This window comes from Streptomyces sp. NBC_00038, from assembly GCF_026343635.1.
GTDB lineage: Bacteria > Actinomycetota > Actinomycetes > Streptomycetales > Streptomycetaceae > Streptomyces.
This window is the reverse complement of sequence record NZ_JAPELQ010000001.1, coordinates 5,197,886-5,214,209: the sequence shown is the minus strand read 5'-3', so window position 1 is coordinate 5,214,209 and position 16,324 is coordinate 5,197,886. Positions and strand designations below refer to the sequence as shown.

Genomic DNA, 16,324 nt, shown 5'->3' with positions numbered 1-16,324 from the left:
CCACTTCTAGTCCGATGAGCAGGGGCGCGTGATGCGCGATGCGCGTGCGGAGAACCGCCCATGGGGCACCCCTTGGGGGCACCGAAAACGCGGGCACGCGCGCGTGCCGCACGACGGCAGCCCCTCGGAGGAGTGGTGCGTCGCGTCAGGCAGCGAGGACGAGCGCGGTGGAGTGCGGCGGTCCGCGCCGGATCACGGTGTGCTGAAGCGCGGTGATACGGGGCTTCGGTGGCGCGAGCAGCACGGGGCGCTGGGTGCGCGGGGCCGCGCCGGGCGTACCCGGAAGCCCCGCACGCAGGGCGCGTACGAGTGCGAGCGCGGCGCGCAGGGAGCGCAGGAGCGCCCCCTCGGCGACGCCGTGTGCAGACAGCCGGATGAGACGCAGCAGCGCCATGTCACCGCGGCGCAGCACCCATCCGGCGGCGACGGCTGCGAGTACATGGCAGAGCAGCATCGGCACCGAGGGCAGCACCGACATCGAGGAACTCGCGGTGGCCGACATGGCGTCCGCGGGGTGGTGCATGGACTGCGCCGTGCCCGTGTCGATCCGCGCCTCGGCGAGGATCTTCTGGGCCTGCGCGGGGCTGATCGCCGCCGCGCCCGCGCCGCACACCAGACGTGCGGCGCGCTCGACGAGCGACGCGTCGGCCACGCCCGACCCGGTGGCCGACGCGGTGGTCGCCCCCATCGTCGTACCGCCGTGCTGGCCGAGCCCGAACAGCGAGTGCAGGACGGTCTGGCCGGTCGCCAGGACCGCCGCGATGCCCGGCAGCGAACGCTCACGTCCCGCCAGCGGCGCGGCGACCGCGAAGACCGTGAGGAACCCCGCTCCGAGCGTCCACAGGGGGACCGTGACGGAGGAGGCGAGCACATGACCGGCCGCGGCCAGCACGACGCAGACCGCGGCGAACACCGCGGCCCGGAGCATCCGGAGATCGCATCCGGAGCGCGCCGTGCGCTTGTGGGGGGCAGTCATGGCGGGCTCATCATCGCACTGGGCCCAACCGCTCCCCACGGCAGGTCCGCGAGATCCTCACCCGTTCCCTACGGCAGGTCCGCACGATTGTGTACGGCCCGGAAGGCGGCGCTCCGCACCCGGCGCAGACCCTGCCGCCTGCACGGACGCCCGTCATCGCCCCGCACATACACCGCTCCCTGTCACCCGCGCATCCGCCGTATGGGCGGCATCACGTCAAGTGGGCGATTGCGCACGCGTGGTTGCGGCAATACGTAACGGTATGTCGAGCCGTGGCCGGGAGGCTGGAGCATGAGCATCTGGTGGTCACTCCATTTGCGGCGTGAAGCTGCGAGCGTTCCGCTCGCCAGACGCCTGCTGCTCGGCACGATGGAGACGGCGGGCGTCGACCCGGACGTCTCCTTCGACCTCTCCGTCGCCCTGAGCGAGGCCTGCGCCAACGCCGTCGAGCACGGCGGGGGCACCGCGCACGGCGGCTCCTCGGAGGCCTACCGGGTGACCGCCTATCTCGACGGCGAGAAATGCCGCATCGAAGTCGCCGACTCCGGCCCGGGCTTCCCGCCTGACCCCGGTCTCCCGCCCGCCCCCGACCTCGGGCCGGGGCGCTTCACCCGTACCCCGCTCCGTCCGGTACCGGCCCGCAGCGACGCCGAGCACGGCCGGGGTCTGTGTCTGATCCAGGAACTCGCGGACCACGTCCAGATCGGCAACAAGCCGGGACGGGGCGGCGCGGTGGTCAGCTTCGACAAGATCCTGAAGTGGAAGAAGGACGCGCCTCTGATGGCGGTGTAGCCCGGTGACCTCGGTGAACGCCCCGCCTTGGTGACGGATCGGCCATCGGGCCGGCTTCAGCTTTCTCATGGCCCACAGCCAACTGACAGCGCCACCCCATGTGCTTGACGGGTGACGCCCCTAATTTTCCCAGCATGACGGGAAGCCACAAAGAGAACTCGATCACCCGGCGCCGCGCGATCGCGGTGACCGGAGGCACGGTCGCGGCCGGCGGAATCGCCTTCGCGGGATACCAGGCGGCGTTCGCCGACGAAACGACCACCACCGAGACCGACGCGGCCGCCTCCGCCTCGGCGAGCTCCACCGGCGGCGGCCAGTGCGTGCTGATGTCCAGCGTCACGGAGGGGCCGTACTACCTTGACGGCGCCCTGGTGCGGAAGGACATCACCGAGGGCAAGAGCGGCGTCCCGCTGACCCTGCGCATCACCGTCCAGGACACCACCGACTCCTGTGCCCCGGTCGCCGGCGCCGCCGTGGAGATCTGGCACTGCGACGCCTGGGGCTACTACTCCGGCTACACCACCGCCAACCCCGGCGGCTCCGCGCCTGCCGAGAGCGAGGACGGCTCCACCGCCGACGACAAGACGTACCTCCGCGGCTACCAGGTCGCCAATGCCAACGGGGTCGTCAAGTTCGAGACGATCTTCCCCGGCTGGTACACGCCGCGCACCTGCCACATCCACGTCAAGGTGCACACCGGCGGCGAGAAGGAGGACGGCACCTACGAGGGTGGCACGGTGAACTTCACCGGCCAGCTGTTCTTCGACGACGACATCGCCGCGGAGATCTTCGCCCTGGAGCCGTACTCCCGGCACAGCGGCAGCTACACCAAGCTCGCCGACGACATGGTCTACGAGGACAACGGCGCGGCCGGCGGTCTGCTGACCCTGAAGGCGGTCCACAAGAAGGACCCGTCCAAGGGCTACAAGGGGTCCATCGTCCTGGGCATCGACCCCGACGCCGAGAGCACCGGCGCGGGCAGCGGCGGCGGTGGCACGCCCCCCAGCGGTGCCCCGGGCGACGCGCCGACCGGTACGCCGCCGAGCGAAGCCCCGAGTGACAGCGCCTCCCCGTCCGCCTCGGCGTCCTCGTAGGGTGCGCGCATGAGCAGCCGCGAGGACGAGACGCTCGCGCGGGCCGCCGTGGCCGCGCTGACCTGGCAGTTGGAACTGGCTCCCAAGCCCGGACTGCCCGACCCGCGCGATCTCGACGCCCGGGCCACCCGCCAGGACCACTGTTCCCTGCGCTGGTCGGCCAAGGCGCTGGCGCCCGGCTTCGCGGCCATGGCGGCCGCCGCCCGCCGCATCGGCCTGCCCTCGCCCGAACTCCGTACGGAGCTGGGCGCGATCGGCCGGTCCACCGAGCACTCGGTGGCACTCGCGGGCGGCGGACACCGCGGCGCCATGTGGGCCCTCGGGCTCCTGGTCGCCGCCGCGGCCCTGGAACCCCGCGCCACGGGGAGCGACGTCGCCGCGACCGCCAAGCGGATAGCGGCGCACACCGACCGGCGGGCACCCCGGCGGCCCTCCCGGGGGTCGTCCGTCTCGGCGAAGTACGGCGCCGCCGGGGCACGCGGCGAGGCCCGCGCCGGATTCCCGCACGTACGGCGGGCGTTGGCCGCACTCGGCACCGCCCGCTCGGCAGGCGCCCCCGAGCCGTACGCCCGGCTCGACGCCCTCCTCACCGTCATGTCCACCCTCCAGGACACCGAGTTGCTCTACACAGCGGGACCGCACGGCCTCCGCCATGTCCAGGCGGGCGCCCGCGGAGTCCTCGAAGCGGGCGGTACGTCCACGGAGGCGGGCCGTGCGGCCCTGTCCGCCCTTGACGACGACCTCCACGCGCGCGCGTGGAGCCCCCGTGGCAGCGGAGGGCTGCTCGCGGGGGCCCTGTTCGTGGACTCGCGGCCGGTGGTGGTCAGTTCACCGGTACGGGCTGCCTGACGGGCTCCTTCGAAGGGCCGGCGGTGGCGGTGGCTGTGGCCCATCGCGTCGCCGGTCCCATCGCGTACGAGGCCGCCAGCATCACCCCGCCGAGCAGCAGCCAGCCCGGCGTTCCCCAGCCCACCAGCAGCGCGGTCAGGACGAGGGGGCCCATCGTGCGGGCCACCGTGACGCCGGTGCCGAAGAAGCCCTGGTACTCGCCCATGCGGTCGGCCGGAGCGAGGTCGAAGGCCAGCTGCCAGGAACCCGCGGACTGCTGCATCTCGGCGACGACCTGAAGCACCGCGCCCGCCACCAGCACACCCACCGCGACCCACGGAGAGACACCGGACGACAGGGCGAAGACCACGCAGGACGCCAGCATGACGAGCCCGGACCGGCGTATCGCGCGCGTGGCGGACGCGAGCCCCGTGACCCCGCGGGCCATCCGCACCTGGAAGACCATCACCGCGCCCGTGTTGAGCACGAACAGCGCGGAGACCAGCCAGGCGGGCGCCTCCGTCCGCTCGGTGATCCACAGCGGGATGCCGAGGCTGAGCAGCGGCATCCGCAGCAGCAGCACGGTGTTGAGGAACGTGACCAGTACGTAGGGGCGGTCGCGCAGAACTCCGAGGCCATGACTGCGCGGTACGGCGACGGCCGCCGAGGCGGGCACGGACGGCAGTCGCACCATCAGCGCCGCGCACAGCAGGAAGCTCACCGCGTCCAGCGCGAACACCCCGAGGTACGCGGCGCGCGTCCCGGCATGCAGCGCGAGCCCGCCGAGGCCCGCCCCCACGGCCAGACCGGCGTTGAGCGTCGACTGCAGATGCGCGAGCAGCCCGGTCCGCTCCCCGGCCGGGACCAGCCCAGCAAGGAGCGCCTGCCGGGCCGCCGCGAGCCCCGACTGTGCGGACGCGTACGCGCACGCCGCGAGCACGAAGGGGAGGAAGCCGCGTACGACGAGGAAGGACGCCACCGCCGCCGCGGTCGCCAGTGCGAGCAGCACCGCCGTGCCGCGCGGCCCGCGCCGGTCGGCCAGCCGCCCCAACGGCACACCCACCAGCGAACCGACGGCCCACGCCACGGTCAGCCCCAGCCCCACCCGTCCGGGGGCGAGACCGACGACATGCGTGAAGTACAGCGCCGACGTCACGTAGTAGGCGCCGTCTCCGACGGAGTTGGCCAACTGGGCCAGAGCCAGGACACGCTGCGGACCCGCGGGCGGGACCAGAGAGTTCGTCATGAGGCCGACACTAGAAGCGCGGTGGGCCCCTCAACAGGCCCAATTGGAGCGCCGATTCATGGCCCAATCCAGAGGCCGCTGGAGAGGCCGTCAGCCGGTGCCTGCCAAGGCTCTCCGGAGAGGGCGTCAGCTGCTCTCAAGCCCTTCCGGAGAAGCCGCCAGCCGGTCTCAAGCCCCTCCGGAGAGGGCGTCAGTCGGTCCCCAGCACCCGCCCCAACACCTCCAGCGCCTCCGGGTACACCCGTTCCCTCGGTGTCCCGTACCCCACGACCAGCCCCTGCGTCCGGCCGTCGCCGTCGCCCGGCGCGTGCCAGTGCTCCCCGAGGTACCCGACCGCGAGCCCTTCCTCCGCCGCCCGCGCCAGCGTCTCGGCCTCGTCCGGCACTTCCACCAGCGCGTGCAGCCCCGCCGCGATCCCCCGTACGCTCTGCCGCGCCCCCAGCCGGCCGAGGAGCTGGTCCCGGCGCCGGCGGTACCGCAGGCGGCACGCGCGTACGTGCCGGTCGTACGCGTGGCTGTTGATCATCTCGGCGAGGGCCAACTGCCCGATGGACTCGGTGTGATGGTCGCTGTGCAGCTTGGCGTCGGCCACCGCGTCGACCAGGTGCGGCGGCAGCACCATCCAGCCCAGGCGCAGCGCGGGCCCGAGCGTCTTGGAGGCCGTACCCAGGTAGGCGACCTGCCCCGGTGCCATCCCCTGGAGGGCGCCGACCGGCTGCCGGTCGTAGCGGAACTCCCCGTCGTAGTCGTCCTCGACGATCAGCCCGCCACGCGCGCGTGCCCAGTCGGTCAGCGCCCGCCGCCGTTCGGGGTGCAGCGTGACGCCGGTCGGATACTGGTGTGCGGGCGTGACGACGACCGCGTCCGCCTCGACGGAGGCCAACTCGCACGCACAGGCTCCACGTTCGTCGACCGGCAGCGGCACCACTCTCCCGCCGCCCCGCCGCACCACGTCCCGGTGGAACGGCAGCCCGGGGTCCTCCATGGCGACCGTCCCGCCGTCCAGCACGCGCGCGAGGAGCGCGAGCCCCTGCACGTACCCCGAGGTGATCACGATCCGCTCGGGCGGCGCGAGCACGCCCCGGGCCCGGCCCAGGTACCCCGACAACGCCGTCCGCAGTTCGATGCGGCCGCGCGGATCCCCGTAGTCGTATGCCAAGGAGGGCGCCGTAGCGATCGCCCGCCGCAGCGCCCGCAGCCAGGCCGCCGCCGGGAACGTTCCGACGTCCGGGCTGCCGGGGCGAAGATCGAAAAGAGGCGCACGCGCGCGTGGAGCCCCGGCAGCCGCCGACACGCCGTCCAGCGGCAGCGCCGCCACGTCAGTGCCCGAACCCTGCCGGGCGGTCAGATACCCCTCGGCGATCAGCTGGTCGTACGCCGCCTTCGCCGTCCCCCGGGAAACGCCCAGCTCGGCCGCGAGCCGCCGCGTCGCGGGCAGCCGGGTACCCGGCGCGAGCCGCCCGTCGCGCACGGCGTCGCGCAGCGCCTGTTCGAGCCCCGTTCTGCGCCCCGCACTCGCATCGGGCTCCAGATGCAGGTCCACACCGACGCCCGACCAGAAGTCATCCACGAAAGGCCCCCTAGGCACGCGAATGGCCGGGCACCACCACAGGTACCCGGCCATCAATCTCGTATCAGCCTCGTATCAGCCCTTGAAGAGCGCTGTCTCAGCCCTTCAGAGAACTCTTTGAACTCTTTCAGCCCTTCAGGGCGGCCATCCATGCCTCGACCTCGTCCGAGCGCCGCGGCAGCCCGTGCGACAGGTTCCGGTTCCCGTCCTCGGTCACCAGGATGTCGTCCTCGATGCGTACCCCGATGCCGCGGTACTCCTCCGGCACCGTCAGGTCGTCCGCCTGGAAGTACAGGCCGGGCTCGACGGTCAGGCACATGCCCGGCTCCAGCGTGCCCTGGACGTACGTCTCGGTCCGCGCGGCCGCGCAGTCGTGGACGTCCATGCCGAGCATGTGACCGGTGCCGTGCAGGGTCCAGCGGCGCTGGAGGCCGAGCTCCAGGACGCGCTCCACCGGGCCCTCGACGAGGCCCCACTCGACGAGCTTCTCGGCCAGCACGTGCTGCGCGGCGTCGTGGAAGTCGCGGTACTTGGCGCCCGGCTGCACGGCCGCGATACCGGCCTCCTGGGCCTCGTACACGGCGTCGTAGATCTTCTTCTGGATCTCCGTGTATGTGCCGTTGACCGGCAGCGTGCGCGTGACGTCGGCGGTGTAGAGCGTGTGCGTCTCGACGCCGGCGTCCAGCAGGAGCAGGTCGCCGGAGCGGACAGGACCGTCGTTCCGCACCCAGTGCAGCGTGCACGCGTGCGGCCCGGCGGCGCAGATCGAGCCGTACCCGATGTCGTTGCCCTCGACCCGCGCGCGCAGGAAGAAGGTGCCCTCGATGTAGCGCTCGCTGGTCGCCTCGGCCTTGTCGAGGACCTTCACGACGTCCTCGAAGCCGCGCACGGTCGAGTCGACGGCCTTCTGCAGCTCGCCGGCCTCGAACTCGTCCTTCACCAGCCGGGCCTCCGACAGGAAGACCCGCAGCTCCTCGTCGCGCTCGGCGGTCACCTTGTCGGTGAGCGCCGCCTCGACGCCGGCGTCGTAGCCGCGTACGACCCGGACCGGACCGGTCGCCTCGCGCAGCGCGTCGGCGAGCTCGCGGACGTCCGAGGCGGGGATGCCGTACAGCTGCCCGGCCTCCGTCAGGGAGTGGCGGCGGCCGACCCACAGCTCGCCCTGGCCGTTGAGCCAGAACTCGCCGTTCTCGCGGTCGGAGCGCGGCAGCAGGTAGATGGTCGCCTTGTGCCCGTCAGTGGTCGGCTCCAGGACCAGGACGCCGTCCTCGGTCAGGTTGCCGGTGAGGTACGCGTACTCGACCGAGGCACGGAAGGGGTACTCGGTGTCGTTCGAGCGGGTCTTCAGGTTGCCCGCGGGAACGACCAGGCGCTCGCCCGGGAAGCGCGCGGAGAGCGCGGCACGGCGGGCGGCGGTGTACTCGGCCTGCGCGATCGGCTCCAGGCCGTGCAGCTCGGTGTCGGCCCAGCCGGACTTCATGCTCTCGGCCAGCTCGTCGGACACGCCCGGGTACAGGCCGTTCTTGCGCTGCTTGATCGGCTCTTCGGGAGTCTCGTCCGGGGTCTCCGGATTGAGCTCGTCCGCCACGGTCTGCCTCCTAGATACGACTTTGGACCCCCACCATCGTACGGTCGTACTGAAGGGGGTCCAGAGCCGGAAGACCTGTTACGCAGGGCTCACTCGAAGCGCGCCGCCAGGAGTACGACGTCCTCTTCGGAGTCCGCCGCGTCCAGTCCGTCCGGCAGCACACTCCGTAGTACGTGATCGGCGAGTGCGCCGGGGTCGTCGCGCACCGTCTTCGGAACGCTCGCCGCCGCCGCGTGCAGCCGCGCGAAGGCGCGGTCCATGGGGTCGCCGGTGCGGTGCAGTAGCCCGTCCGTGTACAGGAGGACGGTCTCGCCGGGCTGGGCGGTGAGCTCGACGCTCGGTGCCTCCCAGCAGGCGAGCATGCCCAGGGGCGCCGACAGGGAGGTCTCCACGAACTCCGTGCGCCGCGGGCCGATCACCAGGGGCGGGCTGTGTCCGGCGCCGGCGAGCGTGATCTTGCGCAGCGCGGGCTCGCAGTAGGCGAAGAGAGCGGTGGCGGAGCGGGCCGGCTCGGTGAGCCGCATCAGCAGTTCGAGGTCGGAGAGGACGGCGACGGGGTCCTCGCCCTCCATGACCGCGTACGCCCGCAGGGACGCTCTGAGACGGCCCATCGCGGCGACCGCGCTGGGCCCGGACCCGGTGACGGAGCCGACCGCGAGGCCGAGCGCGGCGTCGGGCAGCGGCAGCGCGTCGTACCAGTCGCCGCCGCCGCGCGGACCGGTGCGGTGCCGGGCGGCGAGCTGGACGCCGGAGACCCGTGGCAGCCGCGAGGGAAGCAGCTCCTCGGAGACCGTCGCGATGCACGCGCGCGTGCGCTCCAGTTCCAGCAGCCGTGCCAGGTGCTCGGTCGCGTGCCGGGCGTACCGGCCGATGAGGTGGCGCTGGCGCTCGACCGGTTCGGCGGGCTCGTCGTAGAGCCATACGGCGGCGCCCAGGCGGCCCGCGGCGTCGGTGGACAGGGGCAGCGCGTAGCTCGCGGCGTAGCCGAGCTGTGCGGCCACCTCGCGGTGGCGGGGGTCGAGCCCCTCCTCGGAGAACAGGTCGGGCTGGGTGATCTCCGCCTCGCCGCCGGGCAGTCCGGCCGCCGTGTCCAGGAGCTTTCCGTACGCCATGGAGCTGCGCGGAACCGTCTCGATGTGGCCGAGATCGGCCCGCGCGAGGCCCAGGCCGATGGTGGTGTCCGGGCCGAGTCCGTCGCCCGGTTCCATGACGACGAGACCGCGCCGGGCGCCCACGAGGGCGGCTCCGGCGCGCAGCAGTTCCTCGAGTGCGTCGCTCAGTGTCGCGGTGCGCGCCAGGCGTTCGGTGAGCTCGTGGAGCGTGGTGAGATCGGAGACCAGTCCGGCGAGACGATCTTGCAGATCGGCTCCCGGGCCGGTGGAAGAGGTGGCCGAAGGGGTGACCGTGACAGCGGACATCGGCGCGACAGTGTGTGCGGGCGAGGGAACCGTGGAGTCGATTCCAGCCACTTTCGGAAGGTGAGGGGCGCTCATGGCGTCCGGCTTTCCGACCGGTGCGTATTGCTCAATAGCATCGCAAACCCCCATGTCGTTCTGCGCCGCAAGCAGTGTCTCCACATGTACACGCACTCGTGAGGGGATGTCCAGCATTGTCCTGCCGGGATTCCTGGTGTCCGTGAGACCGGCGGTAACCCTTGCGCGAAAGTAAAGTTGGCCTAAAACTGACTCGGGTAACGGCTTGTTGAGGTCGACTGGCCTAGTTCGACGGAGCGTCACAGCGGTTGTGATGGGTACGTACTCGGTGAAGGCCAGGGGTGGTTGCGATTCGCCCGGAACCTGGCGACGGACCCGGGCGTCTTAACCACCGACGACCGTGCCCCATCCTCCCGTGGCGGAGGCGGCTAGAAATACACGGGACGGCAAAACGCCAGGCGCCGCCACCCCCACGCCATGCCCATGCTCTAGGCACACGCAGTATGGACGCGGACGCAGCCCAAGGCTCGGCCCATAGGGGTTCCCCTTGTCTCCAGCAAGGGTGTGATGCGCCAGCAGGTACGCACGGTGAAGTGATCGACACATGATGTGAGTGGTCCACAGTGTTGCCAGGCGTGCAACGGAAAGGAACGAGCGCTCATGCGCGAGATCCTCGGAAGGCGACGCAGGCTCCTGTCCAGGCGAAACAACGGGAGGCCTGAGATGCTCAAGTCCGCCCTGACCTTCGCGACCGAATGGCAGTGGCCCGTACTCCCGGGTGTGGCATCGGACCCGCAGGGGCGCGCCCGCTGCGGATGCCCCGACCCGGAGTGCACGGTGCCCGGCGCCCACCCCTTCGACCCCGGCCTCCTCGCGGCCACCACCGACGAGCGCATGGTGCGCTGGTGGTGGACCAACCGGCCGACGGCACCGATCGTGCTGGCCACCGGCGAGAAGGCCCCTTGCGCGGTGAGCCTGCCCGCCCTCGCGGCGGCCCGCGCGCTCGCCGCGCTCGACCGCCAGGGCATGCGCCTGGGTCCGGTCGTCGCGGCCCCTACGCGATGGGCGATCCTCGTCGCGCCGTACTCCCTGGAGCAGCTCGGCGAACTGCTGTACGCCAAGGACTACGTCCCCGGCTCCCTCCGCTTCCATGGAGAGGGCGGCTACATCGCGCTGCCTCCGTCGGAGACGGGCCAGGGCCAGATCCGCTGGGAACGCGCACCGCTGCCCGGTTCGGCCGCGCCCTGGGTGCCCGATGTGGAGGCCGTGGTGGACGCGGTGGTCGAGGCCCTCACTCGTACGGGTGTGAGCGCGCCCGAGTTGTAGGGGTGTCGGGCGCGCGGCGAACCGGGCGCCCGCCCCTGGTCGTTATCTTCAGCCTCATGAACCTTCGCCTGCTCGCACTCGCGGGCGTAGTGGCGGTCACGGTGGGGCTTCCACTGGCCGTGGCATCCGCGGGACCCGTCGGAGACGCGGGGCCCGCGGATGTACGTGCGTCCGGGCTCTCTCAGGGCTCCGGGCACTCCCAACACTCCGAAGACGCCGGACACACCGACGGCGCGGGCTCCGAGGACGCCGAAGGCGCCAACGACAAGGGCCCCGCCCCCGACCCCGAGCGGTCGCCCCTGCTACTCGGCCTCGGTCTCGCCACCGCCGCGCACTGCGGTCCCGAACTCTCCTCGCCCGACGGCATCGAGGCGCAGACCTGCGTCCTGACGCAGGGTGAGGAGACCTGGGCGCGCACGTACTACCGCAACGCGACCGGTGACGAGCTGAGTTCCGTACTGAGCCTCATGGAGCCGGGGGGCCGCACGGTGCTGATGCGCTGCGCGGTGGGCGCGGAGGACGACCCCGGGGTGTGCGAGACGCCGAGGGGGCGCACGACGGGTGATGTGGGGGCGTACGCGGCGGTCGCGGAGTTCGCGAAGGGCGGCGAGGCGGGGCCGCTGCTGCTGCGGTCGGGGAGCAACTCGGCGCCGTAGCAAGGCGGTTGGCGCCGTCCCGGACTCCGCACATGAAAAGACCCGGTTGCTGGCGACGGGGGATGCACCAGCAACCGGGCTACTCGAACGGTAACAAGAGATCGGCGGTTCGCAAATTCGGTCTTGGCTATTCGGACACGAATTCACCGGTCAGCATGGGGAGTTGTGACAGGAGTCACCCATCTGGTGAGTCCTGACCAGCTGACCGGTCGGTCAGTTCCCGTTCCTGTGTGTCAGCTGAGCGTCACCTGTCGGTTGGTGAGGCCGCCGCGTGCCCGGCGCTCGTCCGTGGTGAGCGGTGCGTCAGTGGCCAGGGCGGCGGTGAGGCGCTCGGCGAAGGTGGCCGCCGGCTTCTCGATGTCGTCCGCCGTGACGCCCGTCGGAAGGTCCCAGACCGGCACGGTGAGCCCGTGAGCGCGGAAGGAGCCGACCAGACGGGTGCCCTCACCGAGGCTCGACTGCCCGGCGGCGTGCAGGCGCGCGAGCGCGTCCAGAAGCTGCTCCTCCGGGTAGGGCATGACCCAGCGCAGGTGGTTCTTGTCGGGGGTTTCGCACCAGTACGCGGCGTCGACGCCGGACAGCTTCACGGTCGGGATGGCGGCGGCGTTGGCCCGCTCCAGGGAGGCGGTCACCTCCGGCGTCGCGTTCTCCGCGTCCGGGACCCAGAACTCGAAACCCGCGTGCACAACTGGCTCGAACGCGCCTTCGGGGTCGAGGAGATCCTGGAGCCGCGGACCGTCGGCGGGGGCGCGGCGGCCCTCGACCGGGGTGCCGGGCTTCGCGGCGAGCGCGCGCTGGAGAGTGTCGGCGAGGTCGCGGCTGATGTCGCCGGACGCCGTGTCGTTCTGCAGGCCGATCAGGACCGAGCCGTCGTCGCGGCGCAGCGCGGGCCACGCCATCGGCAGGACGGTGGCGAGCGTGACCGAGGGAACGCCCTCCGGGAGGCTCTCCCTGAGCTTCAGCTCGACGGTCGCGGCGGGCACCAGCTCGCGCAGCGCGATCCAGTCGCCCTCGCCCGCCAGGCCCTCGAAGGGGCGATGCACCAGCTCGGTCGCGGCGTGCGCGGCGGCCCGGCCGTGACAGGCCTTGTAGCGGCGGCCACTACCGCAGGGGCAGGGTTCGCGAGCGCCGACAACCGGGAAGTTTCCATCAGCGCCTGCGGCACGGGCACCATCTTTCAGCTGAGGCTGCTTGGCCTTCGTCTGCGGTCGCTTCTTGGCCATCGTGGCTGTCTCCCGGTTACGGCTCGTCTCGTACGGGCGCGAGCCTAGCCGTTTGTACGGGGGCCGACGGGACCCTGTGGACAACGCACCGAGTCGTCCCGGAACCGGCGCTTCAGCGTGCCTATGCGCCTGTCCGCGTGGCAGACACCTCAGTCCATGTCGTCGAAGGCGTCCGCGAAGCCCAGGTCGGGTATCGCAGGGCGCGGTATCAGCGGCTGCCGGTGCGATGCCGGTGACGCGACGCGCGTAGCGAAGTCGTCCTGCCTGCGCGCCGCCTTCACGTTGTCCTGGACGACGACCCAGACCGTGACCTCTCCGTGGACGTCGTCCCGCACGCCCCAGTCCTTGGCCAGTGCCGTGATGATGTTCAGCCCGCGGCCGCCGCGCGCGGTGACCGAGGGCGTGGCCGGAACCGGACGGGTCGGACCACCGCCGTCCGTCACCTCGACGGTGAGCCTTCCGGACGGATCGACACGCCACGCGGCGCGGACGTCGCCGTCCCCCGCCAGGGCGTCACCCAGCGGCCTGCCGTGCCGGCAAGCGTTGCTGAGCAGTTCGGAAAGGATCAGTACGGCGTCGTCGATGACCGTTTCCGCCACGCCACCGGTGCGCAGCTGATCCCGCATCCGGTGTCTTGCTTCCCCCACGCCCGCAGGGCCATGAGGTACGGCCATGCTCGACGACGTGGGCACCTCCTGTGCCACCACCAACGCCACCCCCGAGACCTCCTTTGCCCCACGCCACGGTGTGGATGCCCCTTTGAACTGGACCGGAAACCGGCCAATCCACGTCTGCTGACGCACTCGTAACGATCGAATACGGAGCGAACGCGCCGGTGTACTCCCTGTAGCCGTGTGGCCGGTTCTCGATGGTTTTTTGTGGGATTACTGAAGGTAACTGGCTGAAAGTGTGCGTGTGAGGTCAGTGGTCGAGTTGGCGCAGTACCGCGCGGGGCCGGTTGGTGATGATGGCGTCGATGCCCAGCTCAACGCAGAGATCCACATCCTCGGGCTCGTTCACGGTCCAGACGTGGACCTGGTGCCCGGCACGCTTCAGGCGCTCGATGTAGGCGGGGTGGCTGCGCACGATCCGCATCGACGGGCCCGCGATCCGGACACCCGCGGGCAGCCGTCCGTCGCGCAGCCGGGGCGAGATGAACTGCAGCAGATAGACCGTGGGCAGGGTCGGGGATGCGGCCCGGACGCGGTGCAGTGAGCGCGCCGAGAAACTCATGACGCGTACGGGCGACTCGGCGGCGGAGTCCGGGGCGTCCAGGCCGAAACGCTTCAGCAGGTGCAGCAGCCGCTCCTCGACCTGGCCCGCCCAGCGCGTGGGGTGCTTGGTCTCGATGGCCAGCTCGACCCGGCGGCCCGCGTCGGCGACGAGTTCGAGCAGCCGCTCCAGGGTGAGGACGGAGGTGTCCTCGCGGTCCCCGGGGCCGTACTCCCAGTCGGGGGACTCGTCGCGGTTCTTCCAGGCGCCGAAGTCCAGCGCCGCGAGGTCGGCGAGCTCCAGGGCCGAGACCGCTCCGCGTCCGTTCGACGTACGGTTGACGCGGCGGTCGTGGACGCAGACGAGATGGCCGTCCGCGGTCAGCCGTACATCGCACTCGAGGGCGTCCGCACCGTCCTCGATCGCCTTCTTGTACGCGGCCAGGGTGTGCTCGGGCGCCTCTTCGGAGGCTCCGCGGTGGGCTACGACCTGGATCGGGTGCTGTCGTGCGTGGGTCACCGCGTCATGGTGCCACCGTCGCGGAGCAGGCGTGAGGGCGAATACGTCGAGAATGGGTTAATTTCGCCTGACAAGTCCCTTATAAAGGCTGGCCGGGGACACACAGGGACCGCTTATGGTGCTCTGACGCCCAGTGGGAAAAGCTGACGGCAGACAAGAGCACATGCACAGCTGAATCGCGCGCCGGACCGCCGACAAGCGTGAGTGAGCGTGACCGAGTGCGACCGAGAACAACAGCCGTGGATCGAGGAGAAGAGCTGTGAGCACCGAGAACGAGGGCACTGCAGTACCCCCGGCCCCGTCCGCACCTCCTGTGCCGGTGGACACTCCCGCTGCTTCCGCGCAGACCGGCGCGCCCGGAGAGAGCGCGCCGACCACTCAGCTCCCGGCGGTGCCTCCGAGCGCCCCCGGCGCACCGGAGCAGGCACCGGCGTACGGGTCGCCGGATCAGACCCCGACGTACGGCGCTCCGGACCAGACACCCGCGTACCCCTCTGCGGACCAGGCACCGGCGTACGCCTCTGTGGGCGCCGGGTCTCCTGACGCGCAGGGGTACGACTCCGGGGCTTCCGGGGCGCCGGTCTCCGCGGCCGAGGCGGGCTGGCCGCCTCCCCCGCCCGCCACTCCCTCGTACGCGGACGGCGGCGGTTCGGGCTCCGGCTGGGGCGCCTCCTACCAGCAGCCCGCTCCCAAGTCCGGTGGCGGACGCGGTGGCCTGGTCGCCGCGATCCTCGTCGCCGCGCTGGTCGCGGGCGGCGTGGGCGGTGGCATCGGCTACACGCTGGCCAAGGGGAACGACGACTCCACCGACTCGACGACTGTCTCCGCCCCGCAGAGCAGTGGCGACGTGAAGCGTGCCGCGGACACCGTCGCGGGCGTGGCCGCCGCGGCGCTGCCGAGCACGGTCACCATCGAGGCCGAGAGCAGCAGCGGCGAGGGCGGCACCGGAACCGGCTTCGTCTTCGACAAGGAAGGCCACATCCTCACCAACAACCACGTGGTGGCGGACGCGGTCGACAACGGCAAGCTCACCGCGACCTTCTCCAACGGCAAGAAGTACGACGCCGAAGTGGTCGGTCACGCCCAGGGTTACGACGTCGCGGTCATCAAGCTGAAGGACGCGCCGACGGACCTGAAGCCCCTGGCGCTCGGTGACTCCGACAAGGTGGCCGTCGGCGACTCGACCATCGCGATCGGCGCGCCCTTCGGTCTCTCCAACACGGTGACCACGGGCATCATCAGCGCCAAGAACCGCCCGGTGGCCTCCAGCGACGGCACGTCCAGCAGCGCCTCGTACATGAGCGCCCTGCAGACGGACGCCTCCATCAACCCCGGCAACTCCGGCGGCCCCCTCCTGGACGCGCAGGGCTCGGTCATCGGCATCAACTCGGCGATCCAGTCCAGCGGCAGCCTCGGCGGCACCAGCCAGTCCGGTTCCATCGGCCTGGGCTTCGCGATCCCGATCAACCAGGCGAAGACCGTCGCCCAGCAGCTCATCAAGACGGGTAAGCCGGTCTACCCGGTGATCGGCGCGTCGGTCTCCCTCGAAGAGGGCACCGGCGGCGCGAAGATCACCGACCAGGGTGCGAGCGGTTCCGCCTCGATCACGGCCGGCGGCCCCGCGGACAAGGCGGGCCTCAAGTCCGGTGACGTCATCACCAAGCTCGACGACCAGGTGATCGACAGCGGTCCCACCCTGATCGGCGAGATCTGGACCCACCAGCCCGGCGACACCGTCAAGCTCACCTACACGCGCGACGGAAAGACCCACACGACGGACGTCACCCTCGGCGAGCGCGAGGGCGACAGCTGACCGCAGGCCGGCGGCCGGCGCAGCATCGACTGATCGGCATCGGAAGGG

General features: G+C 71.4%; 14 protein-coding genes. 6 read left to right on the top strand and 8 right to left on the bottom strand.

The features are described from left to right. Positions 1-145: 145 nt before the first annotated feature. Positions 146-976, bottom strand: coding sequence for a hypothetical protein (locus tag OG219_RS23520; protein ID WP_266829507.1), 831 nt, complete (start codon positions 974-976; stop codon positions 146-148). Positions 977-1,267: 291 nt separating this feature from the next. On the opposite strand from OG219_RS23520, the gene OG219_RS23515 reads away from it, so the two are divergent. The 3 genes from OG219_RS23515 (at position 1,268) to OG219_RS23505 (ending at position 3,711) form a co-directional block, all read left to right on the top strand. Then, positions 1,268-1,768 carry an ATP-binding protein gene (locus tag OG219_RS23515; protein ID WP_266829505.1) on the top strand — a complete coding sequence of 167 codons (501 nt, stop codon included), beginning with the start codon at positions 1,268-1,270 and terminating at the stop codon, positions 1,766-1,768. Positions 1,769-1,902: 134 nt separating this feature from the next. After that, a complete protein-coding gene (locus OG219_RS23510; RefSeq protein ID WP_266829503.1) occupies positions 1,903-2,862 on the top strand; it encodes an intradiol ring-cleavage dioxygenase in 960 nt (319 codons plus the stop codon). A gap of 9 nt (positions 2,863-2,871) precedes the next feature. Continuing rightward, a complete protein-coding gene (locus OG219_RS23505) occupies positions 2,872-3,711 on the top strand; it encodes a triphosphoribosyl-dephospho-CoA synthase (protein WP_266829501.1) in 840 nt (279 codons plus the stop codon). Here the strand turns inward: OG219_RS23505 and OG219_RS23500 are convergent. From OG219_RS23500 to OG219_RS23485, 4 genes are all read right to left on the bottom strand, one after another. Continuing rightward, complete coding sequence (locus tag OG219_RS23500) at positions 3,686-4,936, bottom strand: MFS transporter (RefSeq protein WP_266829499.1); 1,251 nt, start codon at positions 4,934-4,936, stop codon at positions 3,686-3,688. The genes OG219_RS23505 and OG219_RS23500 overlap by 26 nt on opposite strands. 190 nt (positions 4,937-5,126) lie before the next feature. Next, positions 5,127-6,506 (bottom strand): PLP-dependent aminotransferase family protein, encoded by a 1,380-nt coding sequence (locus OG219_RS23495; protein ID WP_266829497.1) that lies wholly within the window; start codon positions 6,504-6,506, stop codon positions 5,127-5,129. Positions 6,507-6,633: 127 nt separating this feature from the next. After that, a complete protein-coding gene (locus tag OG219_RS23490) occupies positions 6,634-8,094 on the bottom strand; it encodes an aminopeptidase P family protein (RefSeq protein ID WP_266829495.1) in 1,461 nt (486 codons plus the stop codon). Positions 8,095-8,183: 89 nt separating this feature from the next. After that, a complete protein-coding gene (locus OG219_RS23485) occupies positions 8,184-9,704 on the bottom strand; it encodes a PP2C family protein-serine/threonine phosphatase (RefSeq protein WP_266829493.1) in 1,521 nt (506 codons plus the stop codon). Between the two features lie 483 nt (positions 9,705-10,187). Here OG219_RS23485 and OG219_RS23480 point away from each other — a divergent pair, with 483 nt between their 5' ends. Then, positions 10,188-10,853, top strand: coding sequence for a bifunctional DNA primase/polymerase (locus tag OG219_RS23480; protein WP_266829491.1), 666 nt, complete (start codon positions 10,188-10,190; stop codon positions 10,851-10,853). Between the two features lie 56 nt (positions 10,854-10,909). Further along, positions 10,910-11,509 (top strand): hypothetical protein, encoded by a 600-nt coding sequence (locus OG219_RS23475; RefSeq protein ID WP_266829489.1) that lies wholly within the window; start codon positions 10,910-10,912, stop codon positions 11,507-11,509. Between the two features lie 233 nt (positions 11,510-11,742). Here the strand turns inward: OG219_RS23475 and OG219_RS23470 are convergent, their stop codons facing one another. The 3 genes from OG219_RS23470 to OG219_RS23460 all read right to left on the bottom strand — a co-directional run bounded on the left by OG219_RS23470 (position 11,743) and on the right by OG219_RS23460 (position 14,463). Then, complete coding sequence (locus OG219_RS23470) at positions 11,743-12,732, bottom strand: DUF5926 family protein (RefSeq protein ID WP_266829487.1); 990 nt, start codon at positions 12,730-12,732, stop codon at positions 11,743-11,745. A gap of 149 nt (positions 12,733-12,881) precedes the next feature. Further along, entirely contained in the window at positions 12,882-13,535 is a 654-nt protein-coding gene (locus OG219_RS23465) for an ATP-binding protein (RefSeq protein ID WP_266829485.1), read from the bottom strand. Between the two features lie 118 nt (positions 13,536-13,653). Then, the gene (locus OG219_RS23460; protein WP_266829483.1) at positions 13,654-14,463 is read right to left on the bottom strand and encodes a glycerophosphodiester phosphodiesterase; all 810 of its coding nucleotides are present in this window, start codon (positions 14,461-14,463) and stop codon (positions 13,654-13,656) included. Between the two features lie 259 nt (positions 14,464-14,722). On the opposite strand from OG219_RS23460, the gene OG219_RS23455 reads away from it, so the two are divergent. Beyond that, complete coding sequence (locus OG219_RS23455; protein ID WP_266829481.1) at positions 14,723-16,276, top strand: trypsin-like peptidase domain-containing protein; 1,554 nt, start codon at positions 14,723-14,725, stop codon at positions 16,274-16,276. The last annotated feature ends 48 nt before the right edge of the window (positions 16,277-16,324 follow it).